This window comes from Bradyrhizobium sp. GW821-FHT13H06, assembly GCF_058803975.1.
Genome location: NZ_JBXAPN010000001.1, coordinates 465,587 through 484,878, shown reverse-complemented (window position 1 = coordinate 484,878; position 19,292 = coordinate 465,587). Strand labels below are relative to the sequence as shown.

Below are 19,292 nucleotides of genomic sequence, written 5' to 3'. Positions count from 1 at the left end.
ACAAAGCCGAAGTAGGGTGGCTCGCTGCGCTCGGCGGGAACGCCACAGCCCGGCTCACGGCCACCTCCTGTGGAGCTCATCGATCACGAGCGAATGGGCGTGGGTGACGCTCATGCCCCTCCGTGTGCGGATGGTTGGAGGCCAGGTCGGCATGTTGGTGTGGGACCATCTCCGGATCCGCAGCGGGCCAAAGACTGACGGCTAACGCGGCGGCGATCAGAGCCACCGCAGCGAGCGCGAATACGTTGGGGCCCAGTCTCGCTGCGGATCCCAGCCATCCGGCCAGAGGATGCCGTCGTCAGAATGCGTAGAGATCTTTGGTCGTCTCGCCTTCCTTGACTTTCCGCACCGACATCCGGTTGGTCCAGATGCCGACGAAGCAGAGGAGGGGGCGGGTCTCGTCGCGCGCAAACCAAATCTCCGCCTTCGGCCTTGTTGAATTGGCTGAACGAGTTGAACGACAACACGCAGCGGTGCTCCGGACCCAGCCAGCGTCCAACGTTTGCTCTTGACGTTGCGGATGTTTGTCTCGGCCCGCTTTTTCGTCGCGTCCATGAGCGACTTCGAAGACGACGGCATGCCCAGCGCGTGGTCGCAAGCTCCCGACCGTCGACACCAGCCCGGACGACTGGCCCGGTAGTCCGGGAAGACACCGGGCATGGGCTCAAGTTTGCCCGCATACCGGTTGACGACATGGAAGAGCGCGCTGATGGCGGCTTGGTTGGTGGTCCTTACCCGCTGAGGCGCCGTCCGATGTCTCTCGTCGGCGGAAACTGGGTCTCAGCGGGGGGCGGCAAGCAGGTGGGCCTGCCGACGCCGACGCGTCTCGCCCCCTTCGGGCCGTCTGGGACTTCGTCTGGTTCTTCGGGGAGGATGGGCATCAACACCCATGACCAAGTTCATCGCCGATCTGGCAAGCGAAACCCTGCGATGGCCTTGGCGCGCGATCCTGACTCTAACTTGGGCAGCGGGTTCCGTTCTTTTGACTTCTTGGATTATTCGAATTTTACGGACGGAAATGGCGTAATATTCGACTTTTACGGACATTTCGCTTGTTTAGAGTCGATTATTCGACTATTACGGTCACGGTTCCAATTCGACTTTTACGGACAGAAGGCGCTAAATAATCGAATTTTACGGACAGGACGGCCGAAACGCTTCCCTAATTCGAACGATACGGACAAGCCATGCCCACCCACGGCGAGATACTCATCACCAGTAAGGATGACGAAGCCGGTGCCAGGCAGATCCGGCGTCGGGCCCAGGCAGGCGATCTCAGGCAGATCGTCGAGCGCGTCTACACCTCCAACCTCAAGGATCCGCTCGAGGACGTCGTCCGGCGAAACATCTGGTACATCGTCCCGCACCTGTTTCCGAAGACCGTCATGACGTCGAGAACGGGGGCCAAGATGAGTCCCTATCGTCCCGACAAGGGCGGCAAGTCCTACATTTTCTTGACGGGTCCCTATGCGACGCGGACCGTCGAACTGCCGGGAATGGAGATACGCCTCATCGAAGGTCCCTCCAATCTGTCGGGGGACGCCCCCATGTCGCCGAACGGCGAGTTCTTCGCGCCCTCTCGCGCGCGGGCGCTTCTGGAAAACCTCAAGCCAACGCGGACCCGCGGCGGCGTGCAGCGCAACCTCTCGCCCGAGGAATTCGAGGAGTATCTCGTCACACTGCTCGACTCCGGCGGAGAGGACAACTTCAATCACATCCGCGACGAGGCGCGCAAATTGGCGCCGCTTCTGCAGGCGGAACGGGAAATGACGAAGCTGGACCGCCTAATGGGTGGCCTGCTCGGGACTCAGAAAGTCCGGTTCGCCAGCAAGGTGGCCGAGATCCGGCGCGCCGGTGCGGACAAGGACTGCTGCGCGCGGCTTCAGACGCTGTTCGCACATCTGAAGTCCCTGACCTTTCCTGACCGTCCGGCCTCGGCCGACCAGGGCGTCCGACGCGCGAACGCCTTTCTGGAGGCCTATTTTTCGAATTTCATCGAAGGCACGGAATTCACGATCGAAGAGGCCAAGCGGATCATCCTGGAGGGCGTCGCCCCGGTGAACCGTCCCGCCGACGGACACGACGTTCTCGCGACCTACCGCCTCCTCATGGACGAGCGCGCGCTCGTCGCGAAGCCCTCCGACTATCAGACGTTCGAGAACATGCTTCGCGCGCGTCATGCGCTCCTGATGGACGCGCGGCCGGAAAACCAGCCGGGCAAGTTCAAGACCGTCAACAACAAGGTCAGCGGCATCGAGATGGTCCAGCCCGAACTGGTAGTCGGAACGCTGAAGTTCGGCTACGACCTGCTTCAGGGACTGACCGAGCCGTTCGCCCGAGGCCTGTACCTGCACTGCCTGATTGCGGAGGTGCATCCCTTCGACGACGGCAACGGCCGGATGTCGCGGCTTCACTTTACCTCTGAGCTCCTCGGCGGAAATCAGGCTCAGGTCATCATCCCCACGGTCTTCCGCGACGACTACCTCGGCGGAATGAGGGCGCTGACGAAACGCAACGATCCCAGTGCCATCACGCGGGCCTGCCAGCGGGCCCAGGAGACGGTCGCTGCCATCCGCGAGGCCAACGTCGATGGAGCGATCGAAGCATGGGCCAAGACGAACGCATTCGTGAAAGCCGGGGAGAACGCCCGCTGGGAGAAGTTCAGTCCAGCCACCGAGGTGGAATGGCGGGACGGCACGCCGGCTCCTATCACCTACTGGGCGGCGGAAGACAATCCGAGCGGAATCTTCTCCCCAAGCAAATTTGGCCGTTGAAGCGGCCCGCCAACCAAAGCCCAAGGGAGCGTGAACATGGGACATGCACGGCGAACCGCAGATTGCCCACAGGATGAGGCCGACGACCTGACGATCGGCGGCGACGAAGATTTTCTCGCGGAACAGGGCATCTCCGATCCGGATGAATTCCGGGTGCCGCTCTGCCGGGTCACCCGTCTTCTCCGGCGAAGTCCGGGCCTTGGCGCGAGGGAGGTGCCTAACGCGCCGTCCAATGCCTCTCTCGTCGACGGAAACGGGGGTCTCAGCAGTGTTCGGCGAGGAGATGAGTGGTAGGCTTCACCATCGGACATTTCAGACCGCCCCGCGGCCGGACACAGTGACCCGTTCTCTATGGCCAAATCGGAAAGCAAGACGCCTTAGCTTCACATACCTCCGGAGACCACCAAACGGGCACCGAATCCCGCTCTGGTCGCGGATAATCGTGCCGGCCGATCGGGGAGCAGACAGAACGCGGTGGAGGCGGACCCATTTGGATCCGGCCTTCTCCTGATCGCGACCAGAGAGGACTTCTCGGACTTCAACGAGTACCATAGCGATTCTGGATACCGGTTGAACAAAGCTCTCGAAGATATCCGGAAGACGGAGAACGATCTCACGCCCGGGTCGATGCGAGTGCTGGATTAGCCGGCGCAGCCAACGCCCGAAGAGCCGCGCCCGGGGGCGCTGCCGCGCTCCGGAGCGATCCGCGTCGTGAGTCGCTTGAGGTTCGAAAGCAATTGACTTCGGACCTCGCCTTCGTCGACGGCCCATAGATCGGCGAGAACCGGCTCGGCCTTGGCGACGTCCCAAGGAAACAGGGAGCGCCCCTCGATCTGTGCGAAGGGACCGTCCGTCTCGGTCAGTATCCTGTCGCGGGGCATCTCGCCAACCAGGCCGCGTCCTCTCTCGCCGGCGAGCATCGCCGGGCCGACGCTGAACCAGCAACCCTGATCGACCGCGCGTTTGAGCTCGCGGCGCGTCCCGGAAAACCAGTGCAGAACGGCGACGCCTGCATCGGACCGCGACGCGAGCGCATCGAGAACGGGCCCGGCGGCCCGCCTGCTGTGTATCGTCATGATGCGGCCTCCGGCCGCCCCGCACATCCGAAGGATTTCGTCAAAGACGTGGCGCTGCGTTTCCCAGGTCGCCTTCAGTTCCGGGCCGCCGTCCAGACCGATCTCGCCTACGTATCTGGACTCCGGGAGCAACTCGTCGAAAAGCTGAAGTTCGCCCCGTCGTTCGTGAGCCAGTTGAGGGTGCAGGCCGAGCGCGGTGCGGATCTTCGCCGCTCCTCGGGCCAGCGCCGCGGTCCCGGCCCATGCCGATGGTGTGGTCGTCACCGACAGGACGAAGAGGTCTCGCTCTCTGCATTCGTCGGCTGTCGCGACGGGATCATGGTAGAGGTCTAGATGGGCATGAAGGTCGATCACTTGACACCGTATTTCGCGTGCAAGGCGCCGAGTTCGGCAAGTCCCCGTCGTAGCATATCCTTCAGCGCGTCGCGCTCCTCGATCCCCTGCCACGAAAGGGCTCCGCCAAGCCAATCGTCGAACCCCGCACCCTTTGAGGCCGCCAGCGCCATGCCGACCGAGCGGACGTCGTCGAAGCCGGCGTGATCCGGATCGTCCCGACCGAGATGTTCGTAGACGTAGTCGGTCGGATCGTCTTCGCCCCAAGCGAGGAAGGCCGCTCTGCGGACCTGACACGGCACGCACCGTCCGCAATGGCGGTAGTTGTAGCGCTGAAAGCGGCCGCAACTCGTCGAGTTCGCCGCCAGCGTGCGCAACAAGTCTTGGTCCGCGCACGTCTTCAGCATCTCGCCCTTGGTCGTGTATCCATAAGGAGTGTGGATACTCACGCCCAAATTTGCGGCGTCGAGGACGTCTTGGAACCTGGCGAGGAAGTAGGGGTGCGCCGTACGGGTGCTCAAACTTCCGATGCGGCTTCCCGTCAGCGGCGGGTTGATGGCGATGAAGCCGTTTTCGCAGACGTAGAGCGGCAAGCTGCCGCCGGGACGATATGGCTTGAGCGCCGTAGCGACGAGAACGCCGAAGGCAAGGAAAATGATCGAGCGCGCCCGCTGCGAGGTATCTTCGGTGCCCGGAACGCCCGCGTTGTCGTTCAACTGGAAGTGGCGCAGACCGCCGCCGATCAACGACGCGAACCTGATCTGTTTTTCTCCATCGCCCCGGACTGTCTTGCTGATGGCGACGGGTCGCTGTCCGGACGCCGCAAGGTCGATGGCGCCGCTCAAGCTGTCTAGCCCACCCGACAGGAGCACGACGCTGCCTTCGGGCGGTCGGAAAACTTCCGCCGGCGGCTGCGGCGCTGCACCGCCGGCGATGAAACGGAATTGCCATCGGTCGGTCGTGAGAAACGTCAACGCGTCGGCGAGGAGGTCCGCGGACTTGTTCCAGAATGCCGGTTCGGCGACCGCGACTTCCATCTCGAACTCGCGTGTCCAGCCGTCCGGACTTAGGCTACGTCGTCCTGCCGCATCAGCCGCCATGACGGACATCGCGATGGACAGCAGATCCCACGCCCTGCGGTTCGGAGCCAGACGCGCTCTGCGAATGTCGTTGCGCACGGCCGCACCCGCGCTGCCGCGATCATCAGCCCCTGGCTGGCCGTAGAGGACAACCCTGAGCGTGCCTTTCTCCTTTAGCCGACGCACCTCGGCCGGCGCGCAGAGCAACTTCACTCTTCGTACCCCTCGAAGACCTCGAACGTCTCGCGCAACGCAGCCTGGACGACGCGCGCGACGCGTCCGGCGGTGAGCCTGCGTCCCTGTTCCTTGAGTTTGCGGAAGGAGGCGGCCACAGTCTCGGCAATGTATGACCGCATCAGTTTCAGTCGAGCCAGCGCGACGGTCGCGGTGGGCGCTCTCTCCAGCAACGTCTTGCCCACATCCAGCTCGAAGCGCCGTGCCACATCGATGGCCGTGAATTTCTCGATGACGAACTCGCGTTCAGGATCGGACAGATCGAGGAGATCGGCGTCCGGGTATTCCGTCAGCAATTCGGACATCGCGTCGTGGATGGACGCACGTTCGGCTTCCGCATCCTGAGTCCCATCGATCGGTCTGACAGCCTCGATGATCGCGCTCGCGATCTCTTCGGTCGACCGGCCAGCGAGCGCGGCCGCATCGACGGGAGCGTTCGCATCCCCCTGCGCCGTGGAATAGAGGGCATGGCCGAGCGACCCCGCCGTTTGAGCGGTGCCGCCGAACCGCTGCGTCGCGAAATTCGATCCCCCGTAGCCATTGCGGACGTAGTGTCCGAGCCCGCGTCTAAGGTCGCGGCCGTCCCCGGATCGCGCGAAATTGCCCAAGCTCGAGCGAACGCCGCCGAACCGTCGTTCAGGTGCCAACGGCGCCGGCTGCAGGCTTGGCGGTGGCGCAGCGGGAGGCGGGGGCAGGGCGCCATCGGCCGGAGGAGCGTCCGGCGGGACGTCCGGAGATCCGGGCTGGGGTACGGGGGGTACGGGATCCTGTGGGGCGGCCGGTGTCCAGGGAGGGACCAACGGCACGCCTGGGCCGGGACCGTCACTAGATTGCGACGTTCCCATGCTCTCTCGTCTTTCTGATTGCCGTCTTCACCGGGCGCGAAACGTCAGGAGACGAATTCCATGCATCGAGGACACTTCTCGACCATAGACGGTCGCCGATCTTCGGCACGATGTTCGGTTGGATCTGTTGCGAAGGGCGGTCCGCGAGGAATGCAGCGAGACGGGCTCCTTGTGGTGGGTCGGCATCTGCGAGAGCGATGCAGGCGTTGAGGATAGGCGGGACACCCCAGTCCTGCTCCTTTCTGGCGCGCTCGAGCAGGCGATCCATCATCACCGTGACTTCGATACGCGAGACCCGGGTCAGCCTGTCCTTGAGCTGGTGGCCCATGTCGGGGTGCTCGAGCAGGGCCGTGAGCAACTCGGCCGCCTCCGACGACAGGCGGTCTTCGGGCGTGATAAGCGGCGCCTGCTCGCGGCCGACGTAGAGCGCGCCGCGCAGGTCGTGGTCGTGAAGGGGCGGCGAGAGCGCCAACCATTCCTTCACGAAGGGAGCGTTCCACGGCGCCTTCAGATCGAGATCGCGCCCCGCTGTCGCCGCGTCCTCCCATTCTTGGAGGAAAGTAGGCTTTCCCTCACCCGAGGCGCTGACGTTCTTGACCAGTTCGGCATACGCTGCGGTGTCGCCGATGCGCTCGAAAAGCAACAGCTTGGCGAGCACCGCTTCGTCGACGCCAACGCCCTGCGCTTTCGAGATCGTCATCCGGATCGAGAGCGCGTTCAGGAAGCGCTTGATCAGCCGCGGATTTCCCAGAATCCCCGACGCCGTCGTCATGAGCGAGGCGAGCCTCTCGGCCGTGTCGAATTGACCGACAAGATGCTCGGGCAACTTCACGCCAAGCGATTGGACGAAGGCCCGGTCGACCTTCTTTCCCTGCCACGTCCGCTTGAGCTGGCCAATCATGCCAGCGCGGATCTTCTCCTTGTCGTCGTCGGACAACTCGCTGTTGTCCACGAACAGGAGCATCATGTAGGCGCGGACCTCCTGGGTCCCGAGCTGCGGCACCCGAATGGGAACTTGGATGAGCTTGTCGAAGTAGTTGGTGACCAGCAGGTCGTCGCTGACCCCGACGAAGTGCTTCCGGACGGCGTGCTTGATCATGTCGTTGTCGGCCGCGATCACGAAGGCGGTGTTCTTGAGGAACAGAAAGAGGCGGATCGCCTCCAGGGTCGAGATCGTGGTCTCCGGCAAGCATCGGTCGAGATCGTCGATCAGGACGACCAAAGTTATCCCGAGCTCCTCGAGCGCTTGTTCGAACGCGTCGCGCAGCGCCTGAATCTCCTTCGGCGGTGACGTTTCCTCCTTCGGGTTCAGCAGTTCGCCACCTTCGTGCGCCGCGTCCGCCGCAGCTTTCTTGGCGGCTTCGCCGGTTTCCTTCCCGACCCCTTCGGACCAGACCTTCTTGGCGAGCTCGAAGATCTCGCCGACCGCGCCGACCGGGGGCACCCCGAAATAGATCGAGGCGGCCGAGGTCGCTGCGAGTTTCGCGGCCCGGAGCCATTTCACGCGCTTGGCAAGGGACGCGACCTTATCGAGTGCCGTCTGTCGGCTCTCCGCTTCCTTCGCGAGCTTGTCAGCGATCACATCCATCAACGCAGCACGCGCGTCGTCATACCCCTGGTAGAGCCAGGCATTGAACTCGACGAAGACGTACTTGTCGGCGGCCTTCTTCCCGCTCTCGTCCTTCCTGGCGGCGATCGCCGAGCGGGTGAGCTTGATCATCGAGGATTTGCCGATGCCCCAGGCGCCAGACACGCCGATCGAGATCGGGCGTCCCTTGGCCTGCACAATGATCTCGGCCACGGTTTCGGCGACGCCGGAGAAGTTCAGGAAGTCCCGCTCGGTCTCGTTATCGGGCCACATCGGCAATCTCTCGCCTGAAAAAGCTTTTGGAATCGAAATATCTATTGCGCGAGCAGAGGAAAGGCACCGCGACTGCCGAGCGGTGCGTTGTTACGTTCCGTTCTCCGAAAGTGCAACCCAGACCTTCTTCTTACGTCCTATGGTTGCCGCTCTGCACACGCGCTTCAAGTCTCCATCGCTTCGGCCATTATCGCGAAAGTGACCTGCAGGTCGCTGCAAAGAGGCGGGGATGCGGCCGACGGCCCCGCCGGGACCACTGCGACGAAACTCCTAGGCAGTCGCCGCCGAAGCGGTAACCATCTCCGATCCGCTTCGGTTTGCGCCCTTTTTTGTTGCCCACTGCTTGTTTATATTCTGAGGTCCACACGACGGTCGGAAAAGCGGACGGAGAGGCGCTCCACGCGATGGGCGACGGGCTAAATGAAGGCATAGTTGGCGACACCGCGAAGCTGATGATGCATCGGCTGATCGTGCGGATGCTTCGCCGCGACCCTTCATTGGTCGAGAAGGCGAAGTTGGCTCATGAGCGCCAAGCCAGTCAGTTCGCCGGCTGGCCCTTCGTGCGCGAGTGGCAGGAACTACTTGCGCTACCGCCCAAGGAACTAGCCTCTAAACTCATCAGCCGCGACCGCGAGATGGTGCGGCTGCGCAATACCTCGCCGTTCTGGCTCGCCGAGGGAGTCGATTTTGGCGACTACCATGCCCGTGTCCGCTTGAGGAAGGCGGCGAGACGGATCGTCAAACGCAGCCTGTCTGCGCAGCCTGACTTCCTTGTTCCGGGAGGTCCTTGATGGCCGAAGATCGCGGCATACGGACCATGGATGACCTTCTCCGGGTCGTCCGAGCCTTGGCCTTCGAATTCAACACTGACAACGTCTTCGTCGTCGGCAGCCAAGCCATTCTGGCATCGATGCCCGATGCGCCGGAGCCGGCAAGAGCATCGCCGGAGATCGACGCTTTCCCGGAGAACGCTAGGATTTGGGAGCTGGAAGAAAATGCCAAGTCGCCGGGCGGCGATCCGAACGTCGCGTCGGAGCACATCGACGGCTTGTTCGGTGAGAGCAGCCAATTCCACCGTACTCACGGCTTCTACATCGACGGGGTCGACGAGACGACGGCCAAACTCCCCGCAGGCTGGCAGGTTCGCGCGATCAAAGTAAGGACCGAAGTCGCAGGACGAAGCGTGTACGGCATAGCGCCGGCTCCGGAGGATTTGATCGCCTCCAAACTTGCGCGACTGGATGACAGAGACAAGCAATTCGTCGAGGCCATTCATGCGCAACGCCCGCTTGACCTAGACCTCGTCGAACGACGGATCCATGAGACAAATCTGGATCCGGCACTCCAGCAACGAGCGATTGCCTATATCAGAAGCTTGAGGCCCGAGAAAAAGCCGGAAGCACCGAAGTTGCCGTAGGTCATCGCGGTTCGAGGGGAGGGCGAAGGGATCAAGTGCCCTACATCTTCCCGATCTTTAGAGTCCGGGCCGCAGCCGACGACCAAAGCAACGGAGTGCTTGGCTCGATGGAGGGCCGTCAATGTATCTTTCGATACCTCCAACGATCTTTTGCGCGGCTCGCCATCGCAATCGAGATGATCTAACTGGGCGAAACGGAAGCAAGTCGAGGCAGCCGACGCCGGCCTTTTGTCGGACCGGCCGGACCGGTGGGCCCAAGGAACATCAACATGCTCGCTATCGTGGTTTGCGTCTGGCACCCGGAGACCGACGAGCTTCTCTTTGAGGGTGCGAGCGCGTCCGTGAGCGTCCAGAACGTTCGCGACATCGTCGGGCCGAGTTTTCCGGAAGATCCGGAAATAATGACAGCGCACCCTGTACCTGCTGTGCATGGGCGCGCGCTTCTTGATTTGATGGGAAAGAAGTTCGACGGCGATGGCGAGTTTCAGGTTTTCCGCGAGCCTTTACGGATTGTCGAGGTCTCCCGATTGTCGCACTAGCGTCCCGAACCGATCTCTCGGCAAGCCCCGTCAATTGACGACGGTACCGGAAATTGCGCGGCACCACTTGCTCGATCGACGGCGACCAGAACCGCGTCAGCTATCCAGAACCTCTCCATCGGCGTGCTTCGCCGCCCAAACATCGTGGATGACGGAAGGGCGAGTGATGCCTTGCTTCTTCAATTCCGGCTCAGGAACGCTTTGCAGGAAAGTGAGCGAGTAGACTCGATGATTGCCGTCGAGGATACTTAGGCCCGTTTCTATCGGCATGGTGACAGGCACGCGGGGGAACTGTCCTTTCACCGCCAGATAGCTCACGCAAGATTCAAAGCGCTTCTTGCTGTTGTCGCCGCCATAGCCATTCTCGATTCCGAGGACCAACGCCTCGAACATGGAATTCATGATCTTGCGGGAATTAAGCGACAGCTCGTCGAAACTACAGTCGCGCGACTCCTTCGTCCACGTGACCTTCTTCCACCACGATACCGGCTTCACGATGATGTACTGCCACCAATGGCCGTTGAAGGGGACCGGTGGGGGCCAGCCCATGCCCTCCTGGTTCGCCAAGTTCAATAGCCATTGATCCACCACGTCGTCCGGCCAATCCGGCAGGTCAGCTTTGATGTCGGCAAGCGCAACCAAGAGCGTCTCCTCGAACGTTCAGGCGGACCCGGTCGACTGTGCTGTCGACTCCACCTGCGGATAGTAGCGTTTGAACTCGTCATGGCTCGCCAGTGCGCTTGGGCGATATGCGCCGACGCCAGCACATTGTCTGACTTCCGGCAGGTCGAAGCGCGTGCGCACGGTCGGATGTACCGGCGCCTGGTGGTTGATCTCGCGGACTTCGACTTCCCAGTTCCTGGTGCCGACGAGGTTTTGCAGCCATCGCCAATTCGGCAGACCGGCGGCGTAGGCGTCGAGCGTGTCGCGCATGCCCGCGATCTCGCAATGCTGAACGCCGTTCGCGCCGGGGAAGACGTTCAGTACCGGTCCGTTGTCATCAGTCTTCGGCATCCTGCTCCCCTCCACGTAGATCGGCCCGGTGATCAAGCCGTCCGGGATGGACGTGGCCTGCTCGCACATCCAGGCGAGGGCGATATCCGACAAACGCGATTCCGGTTCCGGATAAGATCCGCCGATATCCGAGTGGTTCCCTGCGAACCAGAGTTGGATGAGACGCGGAACACCCGGCGTTGCGGGGTGCACAGACGGCTCGGTGCCGCCCCAGCCGACCCGGGCGAAATCCTTGCGCGTCTCGTCGATCGCGTTCGCCGAGCGCGCAAAACGTATATGTTTGCTGAGAAGGCGATCGAAATTCTTGCCCGTCCACTCGGCGGTATGAGAGCGCGGCGGATCGCCCTTGTTCGGGAAGTCGTAGATGGTCTTGAGATTGACCGTCCGCTGCCGTTTCCAGAACCAGATGACGGCAATCAGCATCGCCAGATGCGTGACCAGCCACGCCGGCACGATGAAACCCCATAGCAGGCCGGCCTCCGAGACGATGGCCGTCAGCGCACCGATGATCGCGGCCGGAACGAGCGAAGCGAAGAAGGCGAGGGCAGCGACGCCGAGAGTCAAGCCGGCCTGGATCATCCGGCGTCGCGGACCGCTGGCGCCGAGGGCAGCGACCGTATCGAACACGCCGACGAAATATGCCGAGGCGTTGGCATCCGAGCCGTCGCCGGAGCCGTACTTGGTCTGAAATCGCCGCGCCAGTTCGAGCCTCTCCGCCTCGAACTGCTCCCGCGGGTGCCCGGCACCGTGCTCCAGCACGGTATCCACTGCCTCCCAAGCGATGTCCTTCACGGCCTTGCGGTAGCGCATCAATGGGCCGGCGGGCGTCTTCGTGGGGACGCCGCAGAGCATCAGCAGGTTTGCCAGGCTTCGGACCGTGTAGGCGCCGCGGCTGAACCCGAAGAGGAATATCCGGTCACCGTCTTCGTAGTGGTTGACGACGAATTCGTAGCAGTCGGCGATGTTGCGCTTGATGCCGTCGCCCGCGATGGATCCGAGCATTTTCTGTACGAAGCGCACCGGAGCGGTGAGGGCCGTTGCACCGATGTCCGTCCCAAGGCCCGCGTCGTAAAAGACCACCTGCTTGGACGGATCGATGGCCGTGTCCGAGTGGTCGCGGCTCACCCGGTACATTTTGAAGATGTTGCTGATGCGCTGCTCCGGACGGGCCCCGCCGTCTTGGCCGGTCCCGTCGGAGTAAACGACGATGTTCTTGCTCATCCTGAACCTGTCCATCCGCTGCGAGGACGATCTCCACCCGGAGCAATCCTAGTTCCCCGATCATGCCGCCTCTCGGCTAGAAAACCAAGAACACCGAGTGAACAAAGCCGGTTCCATATGATTAAAACTTGAACAATTTCATATATATAGCGCAATAAAATTAATCTGGTAGCACATCTTGCGTGGCCAAATTGCCATCATATCTTCTTAAGTGCGCCCGTCCGATCTGCAATCGGTCAAGGAGCCGCGACCGATCTTTTGATCGTTGAATCAGGGGGATGGGGATGATAGTTAAAGCATCACTTTTCAAAGTCGACAACGGCGACATGGTGCTGTTCGAGACCGAGTCCGGTCGCCGGATCCTGACCGACATCAACATCCGGGAGGCGGCCGACGACGAGCACGACGACACCCCCAACGTGGGGAAGCAGCTCCGGAACAAGCTCGATCGGGACGATAAGGGGAGGCTGTTCGTCGATGGCTTTCTGAACACCCATCCGGACGCCGATCACATCCGGGGCCTGGTCAAGCACTTCCATCTCGGCGACCCGTCGACCTGGGTGAAGGCCGACGACAAGATCATCATCCGTGAAATGTGGTCCTCGCCGATCGTGTTCCGCCGGGCGAAGGCGAAGGACGAGGATCACGTCCTTTGCCCCGACGCCGAGGCTTGGCGCGACGAGGCCCGCCGCCGCGCCAACAGGTTCAAGAAGGAACGGACCGCCGAGGACGGCAACCGCATCCTGATTCTGGGCGAGGACGTCGACGGCAAGACCGATGACCTGACGGAAATCCTGGTGAAGGTCGACGAGGTGTTCTCGAAGATCTGCGGCGTACAGGACACTTCCTTCGAGGCGCGACTGCTGGCGCCGATGCCTGCCGACGACGAAGCGGAGGAGGAGGTTCTGACGAAGAACAACTCCAGCGTCATCATGCGTCTGGACCTGAAGGTGTCCAAGGTCACCCGCGGGCGCTTCCTTCTCGGCGGCGACGCCGAGGTCGCGATCTGGGACCGCATCTGGGAGCGCAACAAGAAGTGGCCCGAGCGTCTGCAATACGACGTTCTGATCGCTCCGCACCACTGTTCGTGGCACAGCCTTTCCTACGATAGCTGGTCCGAAAAGGGCGAGAAAGCCAAGGTGTCCGAGCCCGCCCGGAGCGCCCTCGGGCAGCCGCTGGATGGCGCGCTGATCGTAGCCAGCAGCAAGACCATCAAGGACGACAAGAACGATCCGCCGTGCATCCGTGCGAAGCGCGAATACATCGATATCCTCGATCCCGTGAATGGAGAATTCAAGTGCGTCGCCGACAGTCCGGGCGACGATCCGCTGGCGATCGAGGTCACTTCGGCCGGACCGCGCATCAAGCGCGCTGCGGTCGCCGTCAGCGTCGCCGCCGGCACCGGTATCGGAAGCCAGCCGCTCGCCCACGGATGAGCCGATGGCGGCGATCTCCGCGGCAGACGACATTCCCATACCCGTCCGACGGGCGCTGCGCCTCATTGAGGCTCACCCGTCCGTCGAACGGGTGACCGCCGAACGGATCGAAGGAAGCGACGCCGTCCGGGCCATCGTGGAGATCCGGACCGAACTCCCGAACGCGTGGAGGGCCGCGGGCGAGAGCCCGTCGGGCGTCCGCGCGGTCGAGCCCGTAACGTTCATCTTCACGGCAGGATATCCCTTGGGGGCGCCGCTTATCCGCCTGCGCGCGGACTTCAATCGCACCCATCCTCACATTCAGCCCTTGAGGAATGGCGGTCCACCCGAACCGTGTCTCGTCGCAGGTTCCCCGCGTGAGGTACTGCGCGTTCGCGGAATAGGCGGCCTTTTCGAACAACTGGTCGACTGGCTGGACAAGGCCGCGATGGCGCAGCTGATCGATCCGGAGCACGGTTGGGAGCCGGTGCGGCGGGACGGGATCGACGACGTGATCGTCGCGGATCCGACCTGGTTGACGGGTCTGCCCACCCGCGACGGCGGCTGCGCTGCCTTCGCGGCCTGGTACTACGCCCCCGATCGCGGCGATCTAGTCACCTATCGCATGGAGGTTCCGCAAGGTGAAAAGTTGCCGCTGCGACCGGAAATGGCCGACCAGTGGTGGTTCGAGCCGGTCGGTGCCCGAGGGAGAAGAGGCATCACCAATGCCTTGGTCGCGTGGTCGGGAAAGCTCCCGACCGGTCGGCCGTTCGTGGCGGATCGCTATCTTCCGGAAACGGTCACGACGATTGACGAGCTCTTGAAGCGGGCGGCCGAGCTGGGCTGCCGCGAATTCCTGGAGCCGAAGCTCGCGATCCTGCAGGAGCGGGTTTCGCAATCGAAATTGAAGGAGAAGCAGCCGATAGCCGTCATTCTGTTGGCGCGCCGCCCGTTCGAGGTGATCGGCACGACTTCGCCGGTCGAGATATGCCCCTACGTCGTGGAATTGCGCGGCGGCGAGGCGCTCTCGTCAGGCAGCGGCAAGCTGGTCAGAACCGCCACGCACCGAGATGAGGTATCCCCCGAATTGCTGCGACGCGCTGCGGGCGACGACGGGCAGGCGCTGCGTCCGTGGACGCTCCTCGGCTGCGGAAGCATCGGATCCAAACTCGCAGTTCATCTCGCCAGGTCCGGACGGGGACCCGCGGCCCTCATCGACGACGGCATCTTGCAACCTCACAATTTCGCGCGCTACGCCACGCTTCCCTCCGACACGAAAGTCGAAAGCTTCTGGTCCATTCCAAAGGCGCACTACCTGGCCGAGGCACTCGCGACCCTCAAGCAGCCGACGGTGCCGCACGTCGTGGACGTCGTCGCGCGCGCATTCGACGACCAATCGATCACCCCTTTGGTCGCCCGAGACAGCTTTGCCGTAGTCAATACGACCGGCTCCGCAAGCGTGCGCGAGGCGCTGGTCTTGCCTGGAGTCACGGTCGACCGGCCCCGGGTGGTCGAGGCATGCATGCTGGGCATCGGAAGCGTCGGCCTGATGTCGGTGGAGGGGCCGGCGGCCAACCCGTCGGCGACCGATCTGATCTGCGAGGCCTATCGCCTGATCCATTCGGATCCCACCCTCAGGAACGAGGTCTTCAACACGCAGGCCGAAGCTATCGCGATCGGTCAGGGCTGCGCGGCCATCACGATGCCGCTGTCGGACGGCCGCTTGTCCTCGTTCGCGGCGCCGATGTCCGAGCATATTCGCCGGCTCCAACGCGACGGTCTTCCCGAGACCGGCGAGGTGCTGGTCGGCAGTTTGGCGGCCGATGGGCTGAACCAGATATGGCATCGCAAGGTTATACGGCCGCGCATCGTCGTAGGCGACGGCACGGACAGCGTCGTGCGCCTTAGTCCGGAGGTCGACGACACGATCCGGCGAGAGGTCGCTGCGCGCCGTGGCTCGGAGACGGGCGGCATCATCGTCGGCCGATATTCGGACGTCGCCAACGTCTTCCACGTCGTAGGCACCATGCCCGCGCCGCCCGACAGCAAATTCTCGCGCGACGAGTTCGTGCTGGGCACCGAGGGACTGGGGCCCATGCTGGAAGATCTAATCGAAGGATCTGGTGGCGCACTCTACGCGCTCGGGACCTGGCACAATCATCTCGTCCCAAGCGGCCCGTCCAGGAAGGACGTGAAGACCGCCGCTCTGCTTTCGATCCGCCAGTATTTTCCGCTGCTGATGCTGATCCATACGCCGGCTGGATACGTCCATTTCACCGCTGAAGCCTTGTCCGGGGCCGCCAGCTCGCACAGCGCCGTAGTCAAGGTGGCAAGATGATGGATCCGAGATCTCCAGACCTGTCGCCGGCCAGGAGCCACGACTGTACAGGGGCGATCCGATGATCGACATTTCGAAGCTCTTCGATCCCTATTCACGACAGGCTCGCCTGTTTCCGGGCTTGCTCACGCTGTTTCCGATCATCCTCACTGCGATCGCGTGGTTTCCTCGGCTGGTCACCTCGAGCTGGGGCGCCACGCTGGTGACCATCGCGACATCCTGCGGGCTCTTGTATGGCTTGAGCGTCCTGAGCAGATCGCGCGGCAAGAAGGTGGAGAAGCGGCTCCTGGCTGAATGGCGAGGTTGGCCATCGACGATCTGGCTGCGCCATCGGGAAGAGCATCTGCCGCCGCCGGTGTTGGCCCGATACCATGCGTTCTTCGCGAAGAATGTGCCATTGTTCGTTACGCCAAGCCCGGAACAGGAGAGGGCGGATCCGAAGGCCGCGGACGCCATGTACGCATCGGGGGTGAAGTGGCTTCAGGAGCGTTGCCGTGGAAAGGCCTATCCGCTCGTCGAGAAGGAGAATGCCGAATATGGTTTTCGCCGGAACCTGCGCGGATTGAAACCGATAGGGGTCGCTGCCTGCTTGGCGGCTCTTCTGATTTCAGTTCTCACCGTCGTCTGGCGCTACGACAACATCATCCCAGCCGTGTCCAGTTTCTCGATGTCGTCACTTCTCACGGCGTTGGCGGCCATTAAGCCCGCAGCGATCGGAGCGATCTGCGTCGATCTGGTCGCATTGACGGCCTGGTTTACCGTCGTACGCGACGAGTGGGTTCGGGACGCCGGCGATCAGTTCGCGCGGGCCCTGCTGGCGTGCTGCGACACGCTTGAGGTGCCGGCTGCCGCCCGGCCCGCGGCGGCCTCATCCGCAAAACGTACGCGGCGGGCATCGACCGCGACCGGCGAAACCAGGTCTCGGCGGGCTCGCTCGGAAGGCGGGGAATCATGATCTCAGACGCGAGGAGGAGATGCATCTCCTCGCGTCGATCCATCGGCTCAATATCAACTATCCGAGGTGGACTCATGCGCTTGCGGAATTTGGAGAAGTATAAGACGGGTGGCTCTGGCAACAACTTGACGCTTGGCATTCCGCTACCGAAGACGCCGGATGGCCGGGTGTACCGGTATTCACCCAACGAAGACGCACATCCGCGCCTCTTTCTTCTGGGCGATCGAGTATCGGATTTCACCCTACCCGAGGCCTTGACGTCTCGCATGACGCACGCACCCGGTACGCCAGGCACAGTCTGTCCGTATAGCGGCGTTCTGGACGACGACGAGAACTTTACGCATCCCGACGACCTCGCGGCTGCCAAGGAAATCGTCGCTCATGCCTTTCACGCCGACGCCGCGGCGGCAATCCATGGCATGTTCGATGACCTCGCCCGGAAGAACGCTGGCAACAAATTTTTCAAGGTGACGACTGGCACACGGCCGTCGCCCAAACCCGCACCGCGGTTCGCTCGAAACGATCTTCTCCGCGAGTTGGTATGCGACGAGTGCGGCCGGGACTACGGCGTCTACGCCATTTCCTTGTTCTGTCCGGATTGCGGAGCGCCGAACATTCACTTGCACTTTGCGCGGGAAATCGCGCTCGTCCGGGAGCAGGTGGAGCTCGCGGGCCAACTCGGCTCGGAAAGGCATGAACTCGCATACAGGATGATGGGCAATGCGCATGAAGACGTACTGACGGCCTTCGAAGCGACCTTAAAGACGGTATACCTGTACAAGGCGACCACTCGGCCGCCCGATGTCGCGGCGACGAAGCCGGTCGCCAACGACTTCCAGAACATCGAGCGCGGCCGCAAGCGCTTCGCCGAGTTCGACTTCGATCCGTTCGGAACTCTGACGGCCGACGCTCTTGCCGTCCTGACGCTGAACATCCAGAAGCGGCATGTCATCGGACACAATCTCGGCGTGGCCGACGCGAAGTTCGCCGAACATGCCGCTGAGGCCCGACTGGGCGAAACCGTGCCTTTGGTCGGCGACGACATCCTGGAATTCGCCGCGATTGGTCAGTTGGTGATCGACGGTCTCGACGGATGGCTCGCTGCAGGCGGAGCTCCGCCGCCGGCTAAAGACAGGCTGAGCATTCCGCTGATCGCGCCGCCAGCAAAGAAGAAGTCCGAGCTGAAGATCGGCGAACTCGGGCCATTGGCGATTCGGATAGGATTGTGGGTATCGGAACAATCCCAAAAGGGCTTCGACTGCTTCATTCCCGAGCAAGACCTCATCGAGGCGTTTCCGGAATCCAACATCGACGATTTGGCGTTTGCCGTCGCCGAGCTCGAAAGCGATGGCTATCTGAGAACGAACTCGATGATTTCCACGCGGCTTCCGCGGATGTTCACCACCGCAGAGCTTTTTATCACGTTCGATCCCCATACCGGGCAAAGCACCCCCGAAACGGACGTGGTTGCGCTCGTCGATCTTGCTCTCGACAAATCTGGGACCGGGACTGTCGATGCGGAAGAATTGCATGCGGCCTCCGGCTGGCCGCTTCGACGCTTCAATCCACCTTTCGCCTACCTGGTTTCGCAGATCGACGATCGACGGGTCCTTCATGGAGGCACGGAAGACTATCCATCACGCGGCTTTCTGATGACCGATGGCGATCGGGTTACGCTTCAGCGCTTCGCGGCCCGTTTGCGCCGATGATGGTCATCTTATGCCGGCCTAGGTCGATCCTATGCGGGGGGGGCGCCCCCAAATCCGCACCCCGCTCGCCCGGCGAGCGGAATTCGCGCTGATGCTCGCGGCCGGGCTCGTCAAGATCTTGCCCGAGACCGGAGCGGCACCGTTCCTGCTCGGGGCACACTATGCGCTCAGCGCATCGCTTTGGTCACTTGCATTTCTGACCTGGCTGATCGGCTTCTTCCCGCTACTGAGGCATCCGCTCCGTGAATCGAATTCGGGGGGCCCTACGCAGGACATGATGCCATAGCGGCGCCTACATGAATGGGGGCGTCAGCCGCTGCGGGAGGCGCGTGCGACTTTCGGAGCCTCGACAACCCCGGGAGTTGGACGCTATATTGGAACATAGTAAGAACTAATGCTCTGGTTGCACTCTTTCGAACCTCCCTCAGTAGCAATATTACCCAGCATATCATTAGTTTAAGGGGCCGACTCGACGAATCCAT

The 19,292-nt window shown here is 62.5% G+C and carries 16 protein-coding genes and 1 pseudogene; 9 read left to right on the top strand and 8 right to left on the bottom strand.

Annotated elements, in window-relative coordinates; genetic code table 11:
- Positions 1-301: 301 nt before the first annotated feature.
- Both AC1RQP_RS02335 and AC1RQP_RS02330 read right to left on the bottom strand, forming a co-directional pair.
- Positions 302-711, bottom strand: a pseudogene (locus tag AC1RQP_RS02335) (SOS response-associated peptidase family protein); the annotation flags it as partial.
- Between the two features lie 392 nt (positions 712-1,103).
- Complete coding sequence (locus AC1RQP_RS02330) at positions 1,104-1,367, bottom strand: hypothetical protein (RefSeq protein ID WP_492935781.1); 264 nt, start codon at positions 1,365-1,367, stop codon at positions 1,104-1,106.
- Positions 1,368-1,547: 180 nt separating this feature from the next.
- Between AC1RQP_RS02330 and AC1RQP_RS02325 the strand changes: the two genes are divergently transcribed.
- Positions 1,548-2,774, top strand: a complete 1,227-nt coding sequence (locus AC1RQP_RS02325; RefSeq protein ID WP_492935780.1) for a Fic family protein — start codon at positions 1,548-1,550, stop codon at positions 2,772-2,774.
- A 641-nt stretch (positions 2,775-3,415) separates the two neighbouring features.
- Here the strand turns inward: AC1RQP_RS02325 and qatD are convergent.
- The 4 genes from qatD to AC1RQP_RS02305 form a co-directional block, all read right to left on the bottom strand.
- A complete protein-coding gene (qatD, locus tag AC1RQP_RS02320) occupies positions 3,416-4,204 on the bottom strand; it encodes a Qat anti-phage system TatD family nuclease QatD (protein ID WP_492935779.1) in 789 nt (262 codons plus the stop codon).
- The gene (gene qatC / locus AC1RQP_RS02315; RefSeq protein ID WP_492935778.1) at positions 4,201-5,475 is read right to left on the bottom strand and encodes a Qat anti-phage system QueC-like protein QatC; all 1,275 of its coding nucleotides are present in this window, start codon (positions 5,473-5,475) and stop codon (positions 4,201-4,203) included. The genes qatD and qatC overlap by 4 nt, the downstream gene beginning before the upstream one ends.
- Positions 5,472-6,104, bottom strand: coding sequence for a Qat anti-phage system associated protein QatB (gene qatB, locus AC1RQP_RS02310; RefSeq protein ID WP_492935777.1), 633 nt, complete (start codon positions 6,102-6,104; stop codon positions 5,472-5,474). Before qatB ends, qatC begins: the two co-directional genes overlap by 4 nt.
- Positions 6,105-6,321: 217 nt before the next feature.
- Entirely contained in the window at positions 6,322-8,202 is a 1,881-nt protein-coding gene (locus AC1RQP_RS02305; RefSeq protein WP_492935776.1) for a KAP family P-loop NTPase fold protein, read from the bottom strand.
- Between the two features lie 404 nt (positions 8,203-8,606).
- On the opposite strand from AC1RQP_RS02305, the gene AC1RQP_RS02300 reads away from it, so the two are divergent.
- From AC1RQP_RS02300 to AC1RQP_RS02290, 3 genes are all read left to right on the top strand, one after another.
- Entirely contained in the window at positions 8,607-8,993 is a 387-nt protein-coding gene (locus tag AC1RQP_RS02300; RefSeq protein WP_028136429.1) for a hypothetical protein, read from the top strand.
- The gene (locus AC1RQP_RS02295; RefSeq protein ID WP_492935775.1) at positions 8,993-9,619 is read left to right on the top strand and encodes a DUF6036 family nucleotidyltransferase; all 627 of its coding nucleotides are present in this window, start codon (positions 8,993-8,995) and stop codon (positions 9,617-9,619) included. The genes AC1RQP_RS02300 and AC1RQP_RS02295 overlap by 1 nt, the downstream gene beginning before the upstream one ends.
- A gap of 269 nt (positions 9,620-9,888) precedes the next feature.
- Positions 9,889-10,158, top strand: a complete 270-nt coding sequence (locus AC1RQP_RS02290; RefSeq protein WP_492935774.1) for a hypothetical protein — start codon at positions 9,889-9,891, stop codon at positions 10,156-10,158.
- A gap of 96 nt (positions 10,159-10,254) precedes the next feature.
- Here the strand turns inward: AC1RQP_RS02290 and AC1RQP_RS02285 are convergent, their stop codons facing one another.
- Positions 10,255-10,800: a hypothetical protein gene (locus tag AC1RQP_RS02285; protein WP_492935773.1), complete on the bottom strand. Its 546-nt coding sequence runs from the start codon at positions 10,798-10,800 to the stop codon at positions 10,255-10,257.
- An 18-nt stretch (positions 10,801-10,818) separates the two neighbouring features.
- Positions 10,819-12,393: a phospholipase effector Tle1 domain-containing protein gene (locus AC1RQP_RS02280; protein WP_492935772.1), complete on the bottom strand. Its 1,575-nt coding sequence runs from the start codon at positions 12,391-12,393 to the stop codon at positions 10,819-10,821.
- Between the two features lie 284 nt (positions 12,394-12,677).
- Here AC1RQP_RS02280 and mblB point away from each other — a divergent pair, with 284 nt between their 5' ends.
- From mblB to AC1RQP_RS02255, 5 genes are all read left to right on the top strand, one after another.
- Positions 12,678-13,829, top strand: coding sequence for an anti-phage 6A-MBL system MBL-fold protein (gene mblB, locus AC1RQP_RS02275; protein WP_492935771.1), 1,152 nt, complete (start codon positions 12,678-12,680; stop codon positions 13,827-13,829).
- 4 nt (positions 13,830-13,833) lie between these two features.
- Positions 13,834-16,146, top strand: coding sequence for an anti-phage 6A-MBL system cap2_3 protein (gene cap2-3, locus AC1RQP_RS02270; protein ID WP_492935770.1), 2,313 nt, complete (start codon positions 13,834-13,836; stop codon positions 16,144-16,146).
- A 61-nt stretch (positions 16,147-16,207) separates the two neighbouring features.
- Positions 16,208-17,101 carry a hypothetical protein gene (locus tag AC1RQP_RS02265; RefSeq protein WP_492935769.1) on the top strand — a complete coding sequence of 298 codons (894 nt, stop codon included), beginning with the start codon at positions 16,208-16,210 and terminating at the stop codon, positions 17,099-17,101.
- A gap of 125 nt (positions 17,102-17,226) precedes the next feature.
- Entirely contained in the window at positions 17,227-18,810 is a 1,584-nt protein-coding gene (locus AC1RQP_RS02260; protein WP_492935768.1) for a hypothetical protein, read from the top strand.
- A 31-nt stretch (positions 18,811-18,841) separates the two neighbouring features.
- Positions 18,842-19,096 carry an NnrS family protein gene (locus AC1RQP_RS02255; protein WP_492935767.1) on the top strand — a complete coding sequence of 85 codons (255 nt, stop codon included), beginning with the start codon at positions 18,842-18,844 and terminating at the stop codon, positions 19,094-19,096.
- The last annotated feature ends 196 nt before the right edge of the window (positions 19,097-19,292 follow it).

Excerpts from the sequence above, each read along its gene's own strand:
- AC1RQP_RS02325 (WP_492935780.1), top strand. The coding sequence starts at position 1,548 with ATGTCGCCGAACGGCGAGTTCTTCGCGCCCTCTCGCGCGCGGGCGCTT.
- AC1RQP_RS02305 (WP_492935776.1), bottom strand. The coding sequence starts at position 8,202 with ATGTGGCCCGATAACGAGACCGAGCGGGACTTCCTGAACTTCTCCGGC.
- AC1RQP_RS02300 (WP_028136429.1), top strand. The coding sequence starts at position 8,607 with ATGGGCGACGGGCTAAATGAAGGCATAGTTGGCGACACCGCGAAGCTG.
- AC1RQP_RS02295 (WP_492935775.1), top strand. The coding sequence starts at position 8,993 with ATGGCCGAAGATCGCGGCATACGGACCATGGATGACCTTCTCCGGGTC.
- AC1RQP_RS02290 (WP_492935774.1), top strand. The coding sequence starts at position 9,889 with ATGCTCGCTATCGTGGTTTGCGTCTGGCACCCGGAGACCGACGAGCTT.
- AC1RQP_RS02280 (WP_492935772.1), bottom strand. The coding sequence starts at position 12,393 with ATGAGCAAGAACATCGTCGTTTACTCCGACGGGACCGGCCAAGACGGC.
- mblB (WP_492935771.1), top strand. The coding sequence starts at position 12,678 with ATGATAGTTAAAGCATCACTTTTCAAAGTCGACAACGGCGACATGGTG.
- cap2-3 (WP_492935770.1), top strand. The coding sequence starts at position 13,834 with ATGGCGGCGATCTCCGCGGCAGACGACATTCCCATACCCGTCCGACGG.
- AC1RQP_RS02265 (WP_492935769.1), top strand. The coding sequence starts at position 16,208 with ATGATCGACATTTCGAAGCTCTTCGATCCCTATTCACGACAGGCTCGC.
- AC1RQP_RS02255 (WP_492935767.1), top strand. The coding sequence starts at position 18,842 with ATGCGGGGGGGGCGCCCCCAAATCCGCACCCCGCTCGCCCGGCGAGCG.